The sequence below is a fragment of the Burkholderia sp. BCC0419 genome (genome assembly GCF_902830285.1).
Classification (GTDB): domain Bacteria; phylum Pseudomonadota; class Gammaproteobacteria; order Burkholderiales; family Burkholderiaceae; genus Burkholderia.
This window is the reverse complement of sequence record NZ_CADESR010000002.1, coordinates 832,749-846,999: the sequence shown is the minus strand read 5'-3', so window position 1 is coordinate 846,999 and position 14,251 is coordinate 832,749. Positions and strand designations below refer to the sequence as shown.

Sequence of the window (14,251 nt, the reverse complement as noted above, 5' to 3'; positions counted from 1 at the left end):
GAATGCTTTCGTTTGATGCCATGCAAGGCGAAATCGTAGGCGTTCGGCGGGCCGTTCCGGCGACGTGTCATCCAAAACAGCAGAATCGTTCGTCGGGAGCCGCCAATCTATGGTCTTTCGATTTCTTTCGTTATTAGTGTAAACCACAAACGAAAGAAAACGAAAGATCGACTAGATTGCCGATCTGCGCGAGGCGGATGCGTCGGCGCACGACCCTTCTTCACGAGGAATTCCGTATGAACGCTTGCTTTTCCTTTCGATTTCCACTGCCTGGCCGGCTTGCGGGCAAGCTGGCGCATCGCGTGCCGCATCGTCGCGAGGTGCGCCCATGACCACCCGGCGGGCGTTCGTGCAGTGGCTGGCCGCCGGCGCGGCGAGCCCGATCCTGATCGGCGTCGGCGTGCGCGATGCCCGCGGCGGCGAGCCGCAGCGCGTCGCACTGCGTGACGACCGGCTCGTGATCGAGTTCGATCCGGCGATGCGCAGCCGGCTGGCCGTGCGTCGCGGCGGCGGCACGCGTGCGCTGACCCGCTTCGACGCGAGCGAGACGCTCGAGCAACTGATCGGCCCGGCGCCGGCGCCGACCTCGGACGGCCCCGCGCCCGACACGCGGCCGGTATGCGCGATCGACCGCTTCGCGCTCGTCGACGCCGCGCATGCCGACGTCTCCACCGCATTCGGCGCGGGGCGGCAACTGCGGCTGGTGGGCCGGTCGGCGAACGGCTTCGAGAAGACGGTGCGCGTCACGTTGCTCGACGCGCGGCCGGGCGTCGCGCTGATCGACGCGCAGTTCCGCAACGTCGGCGCGCAGGCGGCCGACGTCCGCGCGTGGAACGTCGCCGCGCACCGGCTGCTGCCGGCCGCGGCCGGCGCGGGCGGCTACTGGACCTATTCGGGCGCGAGCCACGCGGACCGGCGCGACTGGGTGCAGCCGGTGAAGGCCGGCTTCGACCAGCGCAATTTCATGGGCATGAACGCGTCGGACTATGGCGGCGGCACGCCGGTCGTCGACGTGTGGCGGCGCGACCAGGGCATCGCGCTCGGCCATCTCGACACCGTGCCGCGCCTCGTATCGCTGCCGGTGAAGGCCGTGCGCGACGAAGTTGCGCTCGGCCTGCGCGGCGAGAAGACGGTCACGCTCGCGCCGGGCGCGACGCTCGATACGCCGACCGCGTTCGTGATGCTGCACGACGGCGATTATTTCGTCGCGCTCGACACGTACCGGCAGATGATGGCCGCGCAGGGTTTCCATTCGCCGCAGCCGCCGGCGAGCGCGTACGAGCCGATCTGGTGCGCGTGGGGCTACGAGCGCCAGTTCAGTCTCGACTACGTGCGCGCGACGCTGCCGAAGGTGCAGGAACTCGGCTTCAAGTGGGCGGTGCTCGACGACGGCTGGCAACGGCGCACCGGCGACTGGGTGCCCGACCGCGCGAAATTCCCGGCCGGCGACGCGGACATGAAGGCGCTCGTCGACGACATCCATGCGCGCGGGCAGAAGGCGCGGCTGTGGATCGCGCCGCTCGCGGTCGCGCCGGGCAGCGATGAATTGCACGACCACACCGACATGCTGCTGCTCGATGCGGACGGCGCGCCGCAGGCGATCACGTGGTGGAACAGCTTCTATCTGTGCCCGGCCTACGAGAAGACGCAGGCGCACATCGCCGCGCTCATGAAGCAGGTGATCGGCGAGTGGGGCTTCGACGGCGTGAAGATCGACGGCCAGCACCTGAACGGCGTCGCGCCGTGCTACAACCCCGCGCACCGGCATGCGCGGCCGGAGGATTCGGTCGAGCATCTCGCCGATTTCTACCGCGTATTCCACGCCGCCGCGCATGCGGTCAAGCCGGACGCGGTGGTCGAAGTGTGCCCGTGCGGCACCGCGTACGCGTTCCACAACATGCGCTACATCGACCAGGCGCCCGCGTCCGATCCGCTGTCGAGCTGGCAGGTGCGCCACAAGGGCAAGACGCTGAAGGCGTTGATGGGCGCGTCGTCCGCGTATGCGGGCGACCACGTCGAACTGAGCGACGGCGGCCGCGATTTCGCGTCGGCGGTGGGCGTCGGCGCGGTGATCTCGACGAAGTTCACGTGGCCCGTCGATCCGAAGCCGAAGGATTCGTTCCTGCTGACGCCCGAGCACGAGCAGGCGTGGCGGCACTGGGTGGAGGTCTACAACGCGCACCGGCTCGCCGAGGGCCGCTATCGCGGCGAGCTGTACGACATCGCGTTCGACAAGCCCGAGGCACACGTCGTGGAAAAGGACGGCGTGCTGCATTACGCGTTCTACGCCGACCGCTGGAGCGGGCCGGTCGCGCTGCGCGGCCTGCAGCCCGGCCGGTCGTACCGGATCGTCGACTACGCGAACGGCCATCGCGAGGTCGGCCGCATCGCGCCGGGGCACGACGCGATCGCATTGCGCTTCGAGCATGCGGCGCTGCTGCGCGCCGAGCCGCTCGACGCGTGAGTGTCGCCCCGCAGCACCGCGCATCACCGCCCGGACCGCGTCTCGTCGCGCCTCACCGGGCAACCGGCAGTTCCGCAACGCGCAGTTCCATTCGTCATTCCGATCCCTCCACAGGAGATGCTTCGATGAACAAGAAGACCGTACGCAACCTTTCCGGTGTCGCGGCGCTCGCGCTGTGCGCGTCGATCCTGCAGGCCTGCGGCGACGGGTCGTCCGACCCGCTGTCGGCCAAGGCCTTCGCCGCGCCGCCTCCGACGGCCGCGGCGCCCGCGCGCGCCGCGTCGCACTGGACGCCCGTGGTTGCCGATACGTGGCAATGGCAGCTCAAGGGCAAGCTCAATACGTCGTACAACGTGGCGATCTACGACATCGATCTGTTCGATACCGACCCGGCGACGATCGCCGCGCTCAAGCAGGCCGGGCGCAAGGTCGTCTGTTATTTCTCGGCGGGCAGCTCGGAGAACTGGCGGCCCGATTTCTCGAAGTTCAAGGCATCCGACCAGGGCAACAAGCTCGACGACTGGGAAGGCGAGCGCTGGCTCGACATCCGGTCGAGCAACGTGCGCGACATCATGACGGCACGTCTCGATCGCGCGGTGGCGAAGGGGTGCGACGGCGTCGAGCCCGACAACGTCGACGGTTATGCGAACGACACCGGTTTCCCGTTGCAGGACACCGATCAGTACGCGTTCAACGTATTCATCGCGAACGAGGCGCACAAGCGCAATCTGGCGGTCGGACTGAAGAACGATGTCGATCAGCTCGTGGCGCTCGAGCCGTCGTTCGACTTCGCGGTGAACGAGGAATGCAACGAGCAGAAGGAATGCGGCGGCTACACGGTGTTCACGTCGAAGAACAAGCCGGTGCTGAACGCCGAGTATGCGGGCAAATACCGGACGCCGAGCGGGCAGCGCACGCTGTGCAATGCGGCGCGCGCGCTCAACATGCGCACGCTCGTGCTGGCGAAGCAGCTCGACGACAGCTACCGGTTCAGCTGCGACGCCTCCTGATCGAGCCGCGCCCGTCGTAACGGGCGAACCAGTGTGACCGATGTTCGTGCGCGCACGCCACGTGTCCAGGCGTGCGCGCCGCGCGCATCGCGATGTCGCGCCGACGTCCGTTCAAATCGATTCGCAGTACTTATCCAAAAACACGATGAAAAATTGCATGCTGATTGCAGGCGCTGCCGTGGCGGCCGCGCTTTCCGTCGCCGCGCGCGCGGAGGGTTCGGTCACGCTGTACGGCACGATCGATACGGGCGTCGCGTATCTGAGCCACGCGGAAGGCGGGAAGTCGCGCGTATCGATGTCGTCGGGCGCGTTGTCGGCGAACGAATGGGGGTTGACCGGCAGCGAGGAGCTCGGCGGCGGCATGAACGCGATCTTCACGCTCGAGAACAATTTCGACGTCGCGAGCGGCCAGCTCGACGGCGGGCGGCTGTTCGGCTCGAAAGCGTTCGTCGGCATCGCGTCCGGCACGTGGGGCACGCTGACGCTCGGCCGGCAGAACGATCCGGTGACGGATCTCGTGCAGCCGATCACGGCCGACGCGTTCAGCGGGCTCTTTGCGCCGCCCGGCGACGTCGACAACTACGACAGCAGCGTGACGTTCAGCAACACGGTCAAATGGACGAGCGCGGCGTGGCACGGCGTGACGGTGGCCGCGATGGTGTCGCCCGGCGGCGTGGCCGGCGCATCGGGGTCGGGGCTCGCGTATGCCGGCGCGCTCGGCTATGCGGACGGTCCGCTGAGCGTGGCGGCCGGCTACGTGCACGTCGACAACGGCAATGCGATCCGTTCGACGCGCGGCGTATCGTCCGCCGATTCGTTCTTCAACAGCGCGGTGAACCGCGCGTATGCGTCGGCGCGGTCGATCGAAGTCGCGCGCGCCGCTGCGCAGTATGCGATCGGCAACGTGACGGTCGGTGCGGCGTTCAGCTTCACCGCATACCGGCCCGACGCGTCGTCGACGTTCGTGCATGCGGAGCGCTACCGGAACGGTGCCGCGTTCGCGCAATGGCAGGCGCTGCCGTCGCTGCTGGCCATCGTCGGCTACCACTTCACGTGGTCGGGCGGCGATTCGTCCGCGCGCTATCACCAGGTCAACGTCGGCGTCGACTATCTGCTGAGCAAGCGCACCGACCTCTATACGACCGTCGGCTACCAGCACGCGAACGGCTTCAACGGCAACGGGCCGGCCCAGGCCGTGATCGGGTCGTACAACGTCGATGCCGGCACGAATTCGCAGTTGCTCGCGATCGTCGGCATCCGGCACCGGTTCTGAGCCCGGCGGCCCGCCCGCGCGTTACTTGCGGCTTTTCAGGAAGGAGCGCCCTTCGGCCGTGATCGCCGCGCCGGAGCGGCCGTGCGCGGGATGACTGACGAACCCGGCGTTGACGAGCTCCCGCGCGATCGACCAGCCGAGCGCCGGCGCATCGCGGCCGTAGCGAACATCGGCGAGGCGTTCGAGCGCCCAGATCGCGGAGGCCGACAGGTTGGGGGTGTTGGACGTGAGAGTGTCGTTCATCGCTTCCTCGGGAAATGGCGTTTCGGGGTGGACGGCGCGCGGCCGCGAGATTGGCGGTGCCGAGCGTCAGCTTGCCTGGAGCAACGGCAGCAGCGCGTGCAGCGCCGCTTCCTCGTCGGAGCCGGTGGCGAGCACCTGGGCCGACGTGCCGCCGTGAACCTGCAGCGACGCGATCGCGCCGCTGTCTTTTGCGTTGCTGCTCTGCCCGTTCGCGATCAGCTGGATGTCGCTGTCGAAGCGGCGTGCCGCGTCGACGGCCGCGTCGCGCGCGGCGCGACCCCGATTGCGGTTCCATGCGGGGCCGATTTCAACGTACACAACGGTTGCCACGATGCTGGAAAGCCTCCGGACAGGTGGGCGGGGTGGCGCGCGACAGGCACGGTTGCGCACGTGTTGCGGACATCGGGCGGCCGGCATGTCACGATTTCCCGCAGGGTCGCGGGGCGCCGGCCGGGCGGATTGCGCGCGCCATTCGGCGCGAACATGCCGACATCCGCTGCGAAGGCGTATTCAAATTCGCGGATTGTCGAAAGTGGATGATTATAATGCATCGGCCTGAACATGTGAATTGCATTATAATGCCGTGTGCGCCGATGCCGGCCCGCGGCACTGCCGGCGGGCGCGTAGCGGCGCATCCGGGCGCGCAACCTGCTCGCCCGGCATCGTCGATCGACCCGAACTCCTCCCCGAATGGAAACCGCAATGAACGCCCCCGCCTGCCCGCAATGCGCGATGGAAAACACTTACCCGGACGGCGCGCTGACCGTGTGCGCGGACTGCGGCCATGAATGGTCGGCCGACGCCGGCGCCGAGGCCGGTGACGAGCCGGCAGGCGACGTCGTCAAGGACGCGAACGGCAACGTGCTGTCGGACGGCGATTCGGTCGTGCTGATCAAGGACCTGCGCGTGAAGGGCTCGTCGATCACGCTGAAGATGGGCACCAAGGTCAAGAGCATCCGGCTCGTCGGCGGCGATCACGAAGTCGACTGCAAGACCGACATGGGCGGCTTCATGCTGAAGGCGTGCTACCTGAAGAAGGTCTGAGCGCACGGTTCAGGCGACCGTTGTATCCTCATTTTCATCCGCCGCGTTTTCAGCCGAGTACCCGCACATGGCCGAGGATCGAATTTCCTACGACGCGTTCGTCAGGTTCCTGGCGACGCCGCTGACCGACGGCCGGCCGTTCGTGCTGGAGACGCAGCACGCGGTCTCGCTGCACTTCGATCATTTCGGCACCCAGAGCTTCATGTCGCTGCGCGATCCGGTGCGGCTCACGCTCGGCTATACGCGCGTGATGATGGGTTTCCTGCTGTTGCAGGCCGAGCCGGCGCATATCTGCATGCTCGGGCTCGGCGGCGGTTCGCTCGCGAAGTACTGCTACCGCCACCTGCCCGGCACGACGATCGACGCGGTCGAGATCAATCCGGACGTGATCGCGCTGCGCGACGTGTTCAGGATTCCTGCCGATGACGCGCGATTTCGCGTGGTATGCGCGGACGGCGCGGATCATCTGGAACGGGCGGACGTCCGCACGGACGTGATCCTGCACGATGCGTTCGTCGCCGACGGTATGCGCGGCCGCTGTACGGGCGGCACGTTCCTCGATGCGTGCCGCGCGCGCCTGAGCGAATCCGGCGTGCTCGCGATCAACTTCATGGACGACGATCCGGCATTGCCGCAGCACCTCGAGCAGTTGCGAGCGGTATTCGGTTCGTCGTATGCGCTGGTGCCGTGCGGCGACGACAACAACTTCGTTGCATTCGCATGGAAGGACGGCAGCCGGCTGCCGTCGTTGCGTATCCTGCTGGAGCGGGCGCTCGCCTGCCCGCAGGCCGGCGAACTGAAGCTCGCCGCCACCGCGAGGCGCATGAAGCACGGCGAGGGCATCGATCCGCGGCGGCTGGTCTGGCGCGCACAGTCGCACGAACGCTGGGAGATCGGCGCGTAACGGTACGGGGGTACCGGAGGTACCGCGGCGGCGCCGCGCGCGCCTTTGCGGCCGCGCTTACTTCACGCGCTTGCCGATCGCGCTCCGGGTCTTGTACGTGACGCCGTGCCGGTCGAGATATTCGCGGATCAACTGCCGTACGACTTGCGACGGCGTAAGATCCTGCTCCGCGCAGAGCATCTCGAAGGCTTCCTTCTTCGCGGGATCGATCAGGACGGTCAGGCGGGCGGTTTTCGTTTCCATGACGGGGCGAGGGTGGTCGGTATGTTAATCAAATTATAATCGATCCGCTTTCGGCATTGCCGCGCGCAAGCGCCGCCCGTGGCGCACGATCAGCGTTTGCCGCGCTGCAGCGCGAGCAGGTCGTCGATCACCGGCACGATGGCGAGCGTGACGAGCACCGCGGCGAGCGGCACGGTCGATACGTAGCCCACGTGCTTGAAACCGATGGCGCCGGCCAGGCCGCCGACGAAGAACGACGCAAGCATCGTCGCGTGAATCCGTAGTTTCGAACGATTGGCGATCACCGCGTGCGCGTCGACGTCGATGGCCGAACGGTTCCAGTAGAACAGCTTGCCGAGCTCGATGCCGAGGTCGGTCACGATGCCCGTTATGTGCGTCGTGCGGATTTCCGCGCCCGACAGCTTCGTGATCGTCGCGTTCTGCAGCCCCATGATGAAGCACAGCAGCGTCACGGTCACCGGCACGAAGAACGTTTCCCACAGCGCGAGGTGGCTGCCGAGCAACCCGAACAGCAACAGCAGCGCGGCTTCGACCAGCAGCGGCAGCATGAACTGGCTGTGCAGCCCGCGGCGGCGCCCCCAGTTGACGAGGATCGCGGAGCAACTGGCGCCGATCAGGAACGACCCCAGCGAGCTGATGCCGGCGAGCGCGAGCCGCACGTCGCCGAGCGCCGTCTGGTCGGCGATCGCCGACACGATGCCGCTCATGTGCGACGTGTACTGCTTGACCGCGAGAAAGCCGCCGGCATTGGCCGCGCCGGCGACGAACGCGAGCGAAAACCCGAGCTGGCGGTTCGCGGTCGCGCTGCGGTGTTTTCCCGTCAGGTTTCGGAAGTACTGCGCTGGCATAAGGGTTTCGCTTGATCGTCGCGGAGTCGCGGGTACAGACGGAAAACCGGTGCGGGCGGCGTGACGGGCACGCCGCCCGCACCGGATGCCGGGCTGTCGGATCATGTGATGAACATGATAATGTCATTATCATACTCTGTTGGCCGGATGGTGCTTTCAGTACAATGATGCGAGGCGCCGCCGGCTGGCTGTTTCGCCGCCGCGCGGCGCACGCTTGCGATTCCCTTCTGCTCACCGCTTCATGACCCCGATCAAGTTCATCCTTCGCTACACGGCGATCCCGTTCACGGCCATCGTCGCCGTGGTGATCTGGACTGTCATACCATCGTCGAAAGAGATCGATGCGAGACAATATGCGGCGCTGTCGCGCGCGTACGCGAGTTTCCCGCTGCCGTTCCGGCGCGAGATCTCGGACACGATGGCGGACGGCACGATCAATGACCGGCGCTACCAGTCACTCGTGCGCGATTCGCTGGGCAATGGCGTCGCGCTGGACTGGCCGGCGTCGGGCGTCGGCGGCGTCGCCGACGAGCGGCAAAAACTGGCCGAACTGATTCAGGCCGATTCGGATCTTCAAAGGCAACGGCAATGAAAACCCTGCTGGTTTCTGTGGCATTCGCGATGATCATCGCGAGCCTGATCTTCGCGCTGTACTTCATGAATCACGATCGCGGCAAGTCCAAGCGGATGGCGTGGTCGCTCGCCGCGCGCGTCGGGTTGTCGGTCACGCTGTTTCTGTCGCTGCTGATCGCGTACAAGCTCGGCTGGATCGAACCGACCGGGTTGCCGATCGGGCGATGAGATGCGGTTGTCGCGTGGGCGTCGAGCGGTTTGACCAGGCAATGCCACCCCGAATGATCGCGCCGACCTGGCGTCGGCGCGGGGAACCGGTGGCCGATCAGCCCGCGACGGCGGTTCGACGCGGGCGGGAAACCGTCATGCGAGCGCGGCGAGCGTCGGCGCGGCGGTCGCGCCGGGGAGCGTGGGCAGTGCGTCGAGGAGCGACGCGGTATACGGATGCGACGGCGCGTCGAATACCTGCGTGACCGGCCCGCTTTCGACCACGCGGCCGCGCCGCATCACGAGAATCCGGTCGGCCACGTGATGCACCACGCCCAGGTCGTGCGAGATGAACAGCATCGCGGTGCCGTGTTCGGCCTGAAGATCGGCGAGCAGGTCGAGCACTTGCGCCTGGATCGACACGTCGAGCGCGCTGACCGGTTCGTCCGCGACGAGCAGCACCGGATTGGACGCGAACGCGCGCGCGATCGCGACGCGCTGCCGCTGGCCGCCGGACAATTCACGCGGGTAACGGTCGAAGCACGCCGCGCCGAGCTGCACTTCGTCGAGCAGTTGCAGCACGCGGCGGCGGCGCGCGTCGCCGTGGAGTCCGGCAGCGTCGAGCCCTTCTCCGATGATCCGCCCGACCGGGTAGCGCGGGTCGAACGAACTGTACGGGTCCTGGGCGATCAGTTGCAGCCGTGCACGGCGGGCGCGCCGCGCGGCTTCCGGGACGCCGTTCCACGGCTGGCCGTCGAGCGTGACGGTGCCGGCGTCGGGTTCGACGAGCCCGAGCACGATCCGCGCGACCGTCGATTTACCGGAGCCGGATTCACCGACGATGCCGAGCGTCTCGCCGCGCGCGAGGGAGAACGATACGCCGTCGACCGCGGCCGGCGCATCGCGCCCGCCATAGCGCTTCGTCAGCGTGTCGACGGCCAGCACCGGTGCGTGCGTGTCGATGCGCTTCGGCGGCAGCGGCACGCGCGCGGCGCTCGCCAGCCGGAACCCGCGCGACGCGGCGGTGGGAATCGCCGCGAGCAACGCACGCGTGTACGGATGCGCCGGTGCGCTCAGCACGTCGCGTGCCGGCCCCTGTTCGACGACCTGGCCGGCGCGCATCACGAGCACGCGGTCGGCCAGGTCCGCGACGACCGCGAGGTCGTGGCTGATCAGCAGGATCGCGTCGCCGGCATCCCGACGCGCCCGCAGCAGCGACAGGATCTGGCGTTGCACGGTCGTGTCCAGCGCCGTGGTCGGCTCGTCGGCGATCAGCAGCGACGCGCCGCCCGCGATCGCGGTGCCGATCAGCACGCGCTGCCGCAAGCCGCCCGACAATTGATGCGGATACTGCGGCAGCCGCCGCTCGGGATCGTCGATGCCGACCGAGCGCAGCAGGTCGGCGCTGCGCGCGGCGATATCGCGCCGACGCGTATCGTGCAACGCCTCCGCGACGAGATCGCGCACGCGCCATAGCGGGTCGAGCGACACCAGCGCGTCCTGCAGCACGTAGCCGATCCGGCGGCCGCGTATCGCGCGCCAGTCGCGTTCCCGATGGCCGCGCGCATCGACGCCGGCGATCTCGAACCGGGCGGCGTCGATCACGGCGTGCGGGCCGTTCAGTCCGACCAGACTGCGCGCGGTGACCGATTTGCCGGAGCCCGACTCGCCGACGAGCGCCACGCATTCGCCGGCATGCACGGCAAGGTCGAGCGGGCCGACGACGGCCTGTGTCCCTTGCGGGCCGCGAAACCCGATCGTCAGGCGCTCGATGCGAGCCAGCGGCACGGCGGCGGTATTCGTTGCGCGCGCAACGGTTGCGGACGTGCTCATGCTGCTTCCCGGCGCTCGAAGCGCGCCTGCCAGTAGCCGCCGAGCGCATTTACGGCGACCACGGCCGCGGTGATCGCGAGGCCGGGCCACACCGCGATCCACCACGCGTTGTACAGATAGTTGCGGCCCTCGGCGAGCATCAATCCCCATTCCGCCGCGGGCGGCTGCGGCCCCATCCCGAGAAAGCTCAGTCCCGACGTGCCGATGATCGCGGTGCCCAGCCCGATCGTCGCGAGTACCGGCACCTGCGCGATCGCATGCGGCAACACGTGCCGCCACACCAGTACCGCCGGCGCGAGGCCGAGCGTGCGCGCGTGCTCGACATAGCCGGACGCCGCGACGACGAAGGTCTGCGCCCGCACTACGCGTGCGAAGCGCGGCACCGACGCGACGCCGAGCGCGAACACGAGGTTGACCGCGCCGGGGCCGGTGAACGAGATCAGCATCAGCGCGAGCAGCAGGTCGGGGAAGGCGGACACGACGTCGAGCAGGCGCGTGATCAGCTCGTCGAGCCAGCCGCGCGCGAGGCCGGCGAACAGCCCGAGCGCGGTGCCGAACAGCGTCGCGACGCCGATCGCGGCCGCGCTGATCGACAGCGAGTAGCGGGCGCCATGCACGACCCGCGAGAAGATGTCGCGGCCGAGCTGATCGGTGCCGAGCCAGTGCCCGGCGCTGCTGCCGAGCTGCGCGGACAGCGGATCGGCCGCCAGCGGGTCGTCGTGCGCGAGCCAGCCCGGTGCGACGACGGCGACCCCGTTCAGCAGCAGATAGACGGCGGCGAGCGCGAGGCCCGGATGGCGGCGCAGCCAGCCGGCCGTGCGGGAGGCCGCGGATGCGTGCAAGGCGAGATCGGCGGGAACGGACATCGGCGTCTCCGGTTCAAGGCGCTGCGCGGCGGTCGCGCAGACGGGGATCGATCAGCAGGTACAGCAGGTCGACGGCGGTGCTGAGCGCGACGTAGATGGCCGCCGACAGGATCGCGATCGCGAGGATCACCGGCATGTCCTTCGACAGCACCGCGTCGACCGTCACCTTGCCGAGGCCGGGCCGGCCGAACACCTGCTCGGTGATCACCGCGCCGCTCAGCAGGCCGCCGACGAGCCAGCCGGCGAGCGTGACGGCCGGCAGCGCCGCGTGGCGCAGCGCATGGCGCACGCGCAGCGCGAGCTCGCCGATGCCCCACGAACGCACCGTCAGCGCATACGGTTCGTCGAGCGCGCGCTCGATGCCTTGCCGCAGCACGCGGCCGATCACCGCGCCCTGGGCGAGCCCGAGCGACAGCGCGGGCAGCACGAGCGACGCGAAGCCGCGATCGCCGGCCACCGGGAACAGCTTCAGCGTGAAGCTGAACACGAACAGCAGCATGATGCCGAGCCAGAACGACGGCGTCGACGCGAGCAGCAGCTCGATGCCCGATGCCGCACGCCCGGCCCAGCGGCAGCCGGCCGTCAGCACCGCGAGGCCGACCGCGAACACGATCGTCACGACGAGCGCCGCGCCCGTCAGTTTCAGCGTCGGCCATAGCTGGCCGAGCACGAGCGGCGCGACGTCGGTGTTCAGGATGTACGAGCGGCCGAACTCGCCGTGCAGCACCCGCCACAGGTAATGCAGGTATTGCAGCGCAAGCGGCTCGTCGAGTCCCCATTCCTGGCGGATCGCGGCTTCGATCTCCGGCGTGCTCAACTGCTCGCCGATCAGGATGCTGACGATGTCGCCCGGTGCGAGATGCACGGCGGCGAACGACAGCGTGACCGCGGCCCACAGCACGAGCGCGCCGGTGGCGAGCCGCGTCGCGATCGGCGAACGCAGCCAGCGGCGCCACGCTGCCGGCGGTGCAGCGGCAGGCCGCGTGTCCGGGACGGAGACGAAAGCGGACGACGGACGGTTCATGGTCGATTCTCCTGTCGGGGGGGGCGCGATGGGCGATGCGAGGCAGGCCGATACGCGTCGGCTTACTGCTTCACCCACACGTCGTACGGGCTCTCGGGCATCTGCGCGAACGAGCGGAAGCGCAAGCCCTGGACCGCCTTCGCGGCGGCGATCTGGTCTTCCGGCTCGTACAGCGGCAGCGCGTACGCCTGTTCGTTGATCGCGAAGCGCTGCAACTCGCCGTACAGCTTCTTGCGCTCGGCGACGTTCTGCGTGCGCGCGGCCCCCTGCAGCCAGCGCGTCAGTTCGGGCGCCGCCGCCCGGCTGTAGTTCAGCGCGCCGCCGCGATCGACGGGCAGGTAGTGGCCTTCGATGTCGATGCCGTCCGGCGGCGTGTTCGAGTTCGCGATCGAGCCGAACTTGCCGCTCTTGCGCGCCTCGACGTACGTGCCGTCGTCGACGTACTGGATCTTCAGGTCCACGCCGAGCCGTTGCCGCGCCTGCGCCGGCAGCGCCTGCAGCAGCACGTCGCGCTGGTCGCGCACCGTCGCCTGCGCCTGGACGACCGCGATCGTCAGCCGCTCGCCGTTCTTCGTGCGGTAGCCGCCGCTGTCGCGCGCGCTCCAGCCGGCTTCATCCAGCAGCTGGTTCGCGAGCTTCGGGTTGTTGCCGTAGGTCTTGTCGATCGACGCGTCGTAGAACGGATCGATCGGCGACGTGATGCCCCATGCGCGCGTGCGTTCGCCGCGGTAGATCGACTGCACGATGCCGGTCGTGTCGAGCCCTTCGAGCAGCGCGCGGCGCACCTTCACATCCTGCGTCGGGCCGTAGCCGACGTTCAGGAACAGCGAGTACGGCGTGCCGGTGTTGAGCGCGCGGCGGTAGGTGAAATCGGCGTTCTTGCGGATCAGCGCGGCGTCGTTGCCCGACACGCCCTCGATCACGTCGACCTGGCCGGACAGCAGTGCGCCGGTGCGTACCGACGATTCGGGCAGGAACCGGTAGACGATCCGGTCGAGATACGCGGGGCCCTGATGGCCCGCCGTCGGCGGTGCCCAGCGATAGTCGGGATTCTTCGCGAACTCGATTTCCTGTCCCTTCACGTAGCGGCGCAGGATGAACGGGCCGGTGCCCGCGATGTCGGGGCCGCCGGACTTCAGGCCGGGCCGCTCGAATGCGTTCGGCGACAGCAGTGGCAGCCGGCCCGCGAACGTCAGGAACGGCGCATACGGCGCGTCGAGCGTGATGACGACCGTGTGCGCGTCCGGCGTCCTGACGTCGGCGACGTGCGAGATCAGCCGCGCGAGCTGGCTGCCGGCCGCATACGACAGTTCGCGTGCGTTCAGGAAATTGCGGGCGACGGCCTTCGCGTCGAACGGCGCGCCGTCGGTGAATTTCACGCCGTCGCGCAGCGTGAACGTATAGGTCTTGCCGTCGGCGGATACCTTGTAGCTGGTCGCGAGCCACGGCACGTAGTTGCCGTCGGGCTTCTGCGCGAGCAGGCTTTCGTACGCGTTGCGCAGCAGCAGCTCGACCTTGTCCTGGCCGTTCAGTTGCGGGTTCAGCGTGCGGGGCTCCGTTTCGACGCCCCAGGTCAGCGTGCCGCCGGCAACGGGCGCGCCCTGGGCGAACGTCGCATGCGGCAGCGCGAGGGCGAGCAGCAGCGCAGCCGACAAGGTGCGGCGCGACGCGCGCAGCGCGGAATCCGGAAATGCGAATGTCATGCGAGGAACCTTTTAC

15 protein-coding genes are annotated in these 14,251 nt (G+C 68.4%); 7 read left to right on the top strand and 8 right to left on the bottom strand.

Features of this window, described 5'->3' with window-relative positions:
- The first annotated feature begins 328 nt into the window (after positions 1-328).
- From HWW87_RS17335 to HWW87_RS17325, 3 genes are all read left to right on the top strand, one after another.
- Positions 329-2,464 carry a glycoside hydrolase family 36 protein gene (locus tag HWW87_RS17335; protein ID WP_175821308.1) on the top strand — a complete coding sequence of 712 codons (2,136 nt, stop codon included), beginning with the start codon at positions 329-331 and terminating at the stop codon, positions 2,462-2,464.
- 125 nt (positions 2,465-2,589) lie between these two features.
- Positions 2,590-3,474 (top strand): endo alpha-1,4 polygalactosaminidase, encoded by an 885-nt coding sequence (locus tag HWW87_RS17330; RefSeq protein ID WP_174429726.1) that lies wholly within the window; start codon positions 2,590-2,592, stop codon positions 3,472-3,474.
- Between the two features lie 157 nt (positions 3,475-3,631).
- On the top strand, positions 3,632-4,747 hold the full coding sequence (locus HWW87_RS17325) for a porin (RefSeq protein ID WP_244107287.1): 1,116 nt from the start codon (positions 3,632-3,634) through the stop codon (positions 4,745-4,747).
- 21 nt (positions 4,748-4,768) lie between these two features.
- On the opposite strand, the gene HWW87_RS17320 is transcribed toward HWW87_RS17325, so the two are convergent.
- Together HWW87_RS17320 and HWW87_RS17315 are read right to left on the bottom strand one after the other, a co-directional pair.
- The gene (locus tag HWW87_RS17320) at positions 4,769-4,990 is read right to left on the bottom strand and encodes a hypothetical protein (RefSeq protein WP_174387075.1); all 222 of its coding nucleotides are present in this window, start codon (positions 4,988-4,990) and stop codon (positions 4,769-4,771) included.
- A gap of 66 nt (positions 4,991-5,056) precedes the next feature.
- Entirely contained in the window at positions 5,057-5,320 is a 264-nt protein-coding gene (locus HWW87_RS17315; RefSeq protein WP_244107285.1) for an HPr family phosphocarrier protein, read from the bottom strand.
- A 372-nt stretch (positions 5,321-5,692) separates the two neighbouring features.
- Between HWW87_RS17315 and HWW87_RS17310 the strand changes: the two genes are divergently transcribed.
- On the top strand, positions 5,693-6,034 hold the full coding sequence (locus HWW87_RS17310; protein WP_006489167.1) for a zinc ribbon domain-containing protein YjdM: 342 nt from the start codon (positions 5,693-5,695) through the stop codon (positions 6,032-6,034).
- 67 nt (positions 6,035-6,101) lie between these two features.
- Entirely contained in the window at positions 6,102-6,938 is an 837-nt protein-coding gene (locus HWW87_RS17305) for a spermidine synthase (RefSeq protein ID WP_175821306.1), read from the top strand.
- Positions 6,939-6,995: 57 nt separating this feature from the next.
- On the opposite strand, the gene HWW87_RS17300 is transcribed toward HWW87_RS17305, so the two are convergent.
- Positions 6,996-7,181 (bottom strand): ribbon-helix-helix protein, CopG family, encoded by a 186-nt coding sequence (locus HWW87_RS17300; RefSeq protein ID WP_006489181.1) that lies wholly within the window; start codon positions 7,179-7,181, stop codon positions 6,996-6,998.
- A gap of 89 nt (positions 7,182-7,270) precedes the next feature.
- Entirely contained in the window at positions 7,271-8,029 is a 759-nt protein-coding gene (locus tag HWW87_RS17295) for a YoaK family protein (protein ID WP_175821305.1), read from the bottom strand.
- Positions 8,030-8,270: 241 nt separating this feature from the next.
- Here HWW87_RS17295 and HWW87_RS17290 point away from each other — a divergent pair, with 241 nt between their 5' ends.
- Both HWW87_RS17290 and HWW87_RS17285 read left to right on the top strand, forming a co-directional pair.
- Positions 8,271-8,621: a hypothetical protein gene (locus HWW87_RS17290; RefSeq protein WP_175821510.1), complete on the top strand. Its 351-nt coding sequence runs from the start codon at positions 8,271-8,273 to the stop codon at positions 8,619-8,621.
- The gene (locus HWW87_RS17285; RefSeq protein ID WP_006489184.1) at positions 8,618-8,830 is read left to right on the top strand and encodes a twin transmembrane helix small protein; all 213 of its coding nucleotides are present in this window, start codon (positions 8,618-8,620) and stop codon (positions 8,828-8,830) included. The genes HWW87_RS17290 and HWW87_RS17285 overlap by 4 nt, the downstream gene beginning before the upstream one ends.
- A 135-nt stretch (positions 8,831-8,965) precedes the next feature.
- Here HWW87_RS17285 and HWW87_RS17280 read toward each other — a convergent pair whose 3' ends face one another.
- The 4 genes from HWW87_RS17280 to HWW87_RS17265 all read right to left on the bottom strand — a co-directional run bounded on the left by HWW87_RS17280 (position 8,966) and on the right by HWW87_RS17265 (position 14,235).
- Positions 8,966-10,642, bottom strand: a complete 1,677-nt coding sequence (locus HWW87_RS17280) for an ABC transporter ATP-binding protein (protein WP_175821304.1) — start codon at positions 10,640-10,642, stop codon at positions 8,966-8,968.
- Positions 10,639-11,508: an ABC transporter permease gene (locus HWW87_RS17275; RefSeq protein WP_175821303.1), complete on the bottom strand. Its 870-nt coding sequence runs from the start codon at positions 11,506-11,508 to the stop codon at positions 10,639-10,641. Before HWW87_RS17275 ends, HWW87_RS17280 begins: the two co-directional genes overlap by 4 nt.
- 13 nt (positions 11,509-11,521) lie before the next feature.
- Positions 11,522-12,532, bottom strand: coding sequence for an ABC transporter permease (locus tag HWW87_RS17270; RefSeq protein WP_175821302.1), 1,011 nt, complete (start codon positions 12,530-12,532; stop codon positions 11,522-11,524).
- 62 nt (positions 12,533-12,594) lie between these two features.
- Entirely contained in the window at positions 12,595-14,235 is a 1,641-nt protein-coding gene (locus tag HWW87_RS17265) for an ABC transporter substrate-binding protein (protein ID WP_175821301.1), read from the bottom strand.
- Positions 14,236-14,251 lie beyond the last annotated feature (16 nt).

Coding starts and splice junctions, on each gene's coding strand:
- HWW87_RS17335 (WP_175821308.1), top strand. CDS start 329: ATGACCACCCGGCGGGCGTTCGTGCAGTGGCTGGCCGCCGGCGCGGCG.
- HWW87_RS17330 (WP_174429726.1), top strand. CDS start 2,590: ATGAACAAGAAGACCGTACGCAACCTTTCCGGTGTCGCGGCGCTCGCG.
- HWW87_RS17325 (WP_244107287.1), top strand. CDS start 3,632: ATGCTGATTGCAGGCGCTGCCGTGGCGGCCGCGCTTTCCGTCGCCGCG.
- HWW87_RS17320 (WP_174387075.1), bottom strand. CDS start 4,990: ATGAACGACACTCTCACGTCCAACACCCCCAACCTGTCGGCCTCCGCG.
- HWW87_RS17310 (WP_006489167.1), top strand. CDS start 5,693: ATGAACGCCCCCGCCTGCCCGCAATGCGCGATGGAAAACACTTACCCG.
- HWW87_RS17305 (WP_175821306.1), top strand. CDS start 6,102: ATGGCCGAGGATCGAATTTCCTACGACGCGTTCGTCAGGTTCCTGGCG.
- HWW87_RS17300 (WP_006489181.1), bottom strand. CDS start 7,181: ATGGAAACGAAAACCGCCCGCCTGACCGTCCTGATCGATCCCGCGAAG.
- HWW87_RS17295 (WP_175821305.1), bottom strand. CDS start 8,029: ATGCCAGCGCAGTACTTCCGAAACCTGACGGGAAAACACCGCAGCGCG.
- HWW87_RS17290 (WP_175821510.1), top strand. CDS start 8,271: ATGACCCCGATCAAGTTCATCCTTCGCTACACGGCGATCCCGTTCACG.
- HWW87_RS17285 (WP_006489184.1), top strand. CDS start 8,618: ATGAAAACCCTGCTGGTTTCTGTGGCATTCGCGATGATCATCGCGAGC.
- HWW87_RS17280 (WP_175821304.1), bottom strand. CDS start 10,642: ATGAGCACGTCCGCAACCGTTGCGCGCGCAACGAATACCGCCGCCGTG.
- HWW87_RS17275 (WP_175821303.1), bottom strand. CDS start 11,508: ATGTCCGTTCCCGCCGATCTCGCCTTGCACGCATCCGCGGCCTCCCGC.
- HWW87_RS17270 (WP_175821302.1), bottom strand. CDS start 12,532: ATGAACCGTCCGTCGTCCGCTTTCGTCTCCGTCCCGGACACGCGGCCT.
- HWW87_RS17265 (WP_175821301.1), bottom strand. CDS start 14,235: ATGACATTCGCATTTCCGGATTCCGCGCTGCGCGCGTCGCGCCGCACC.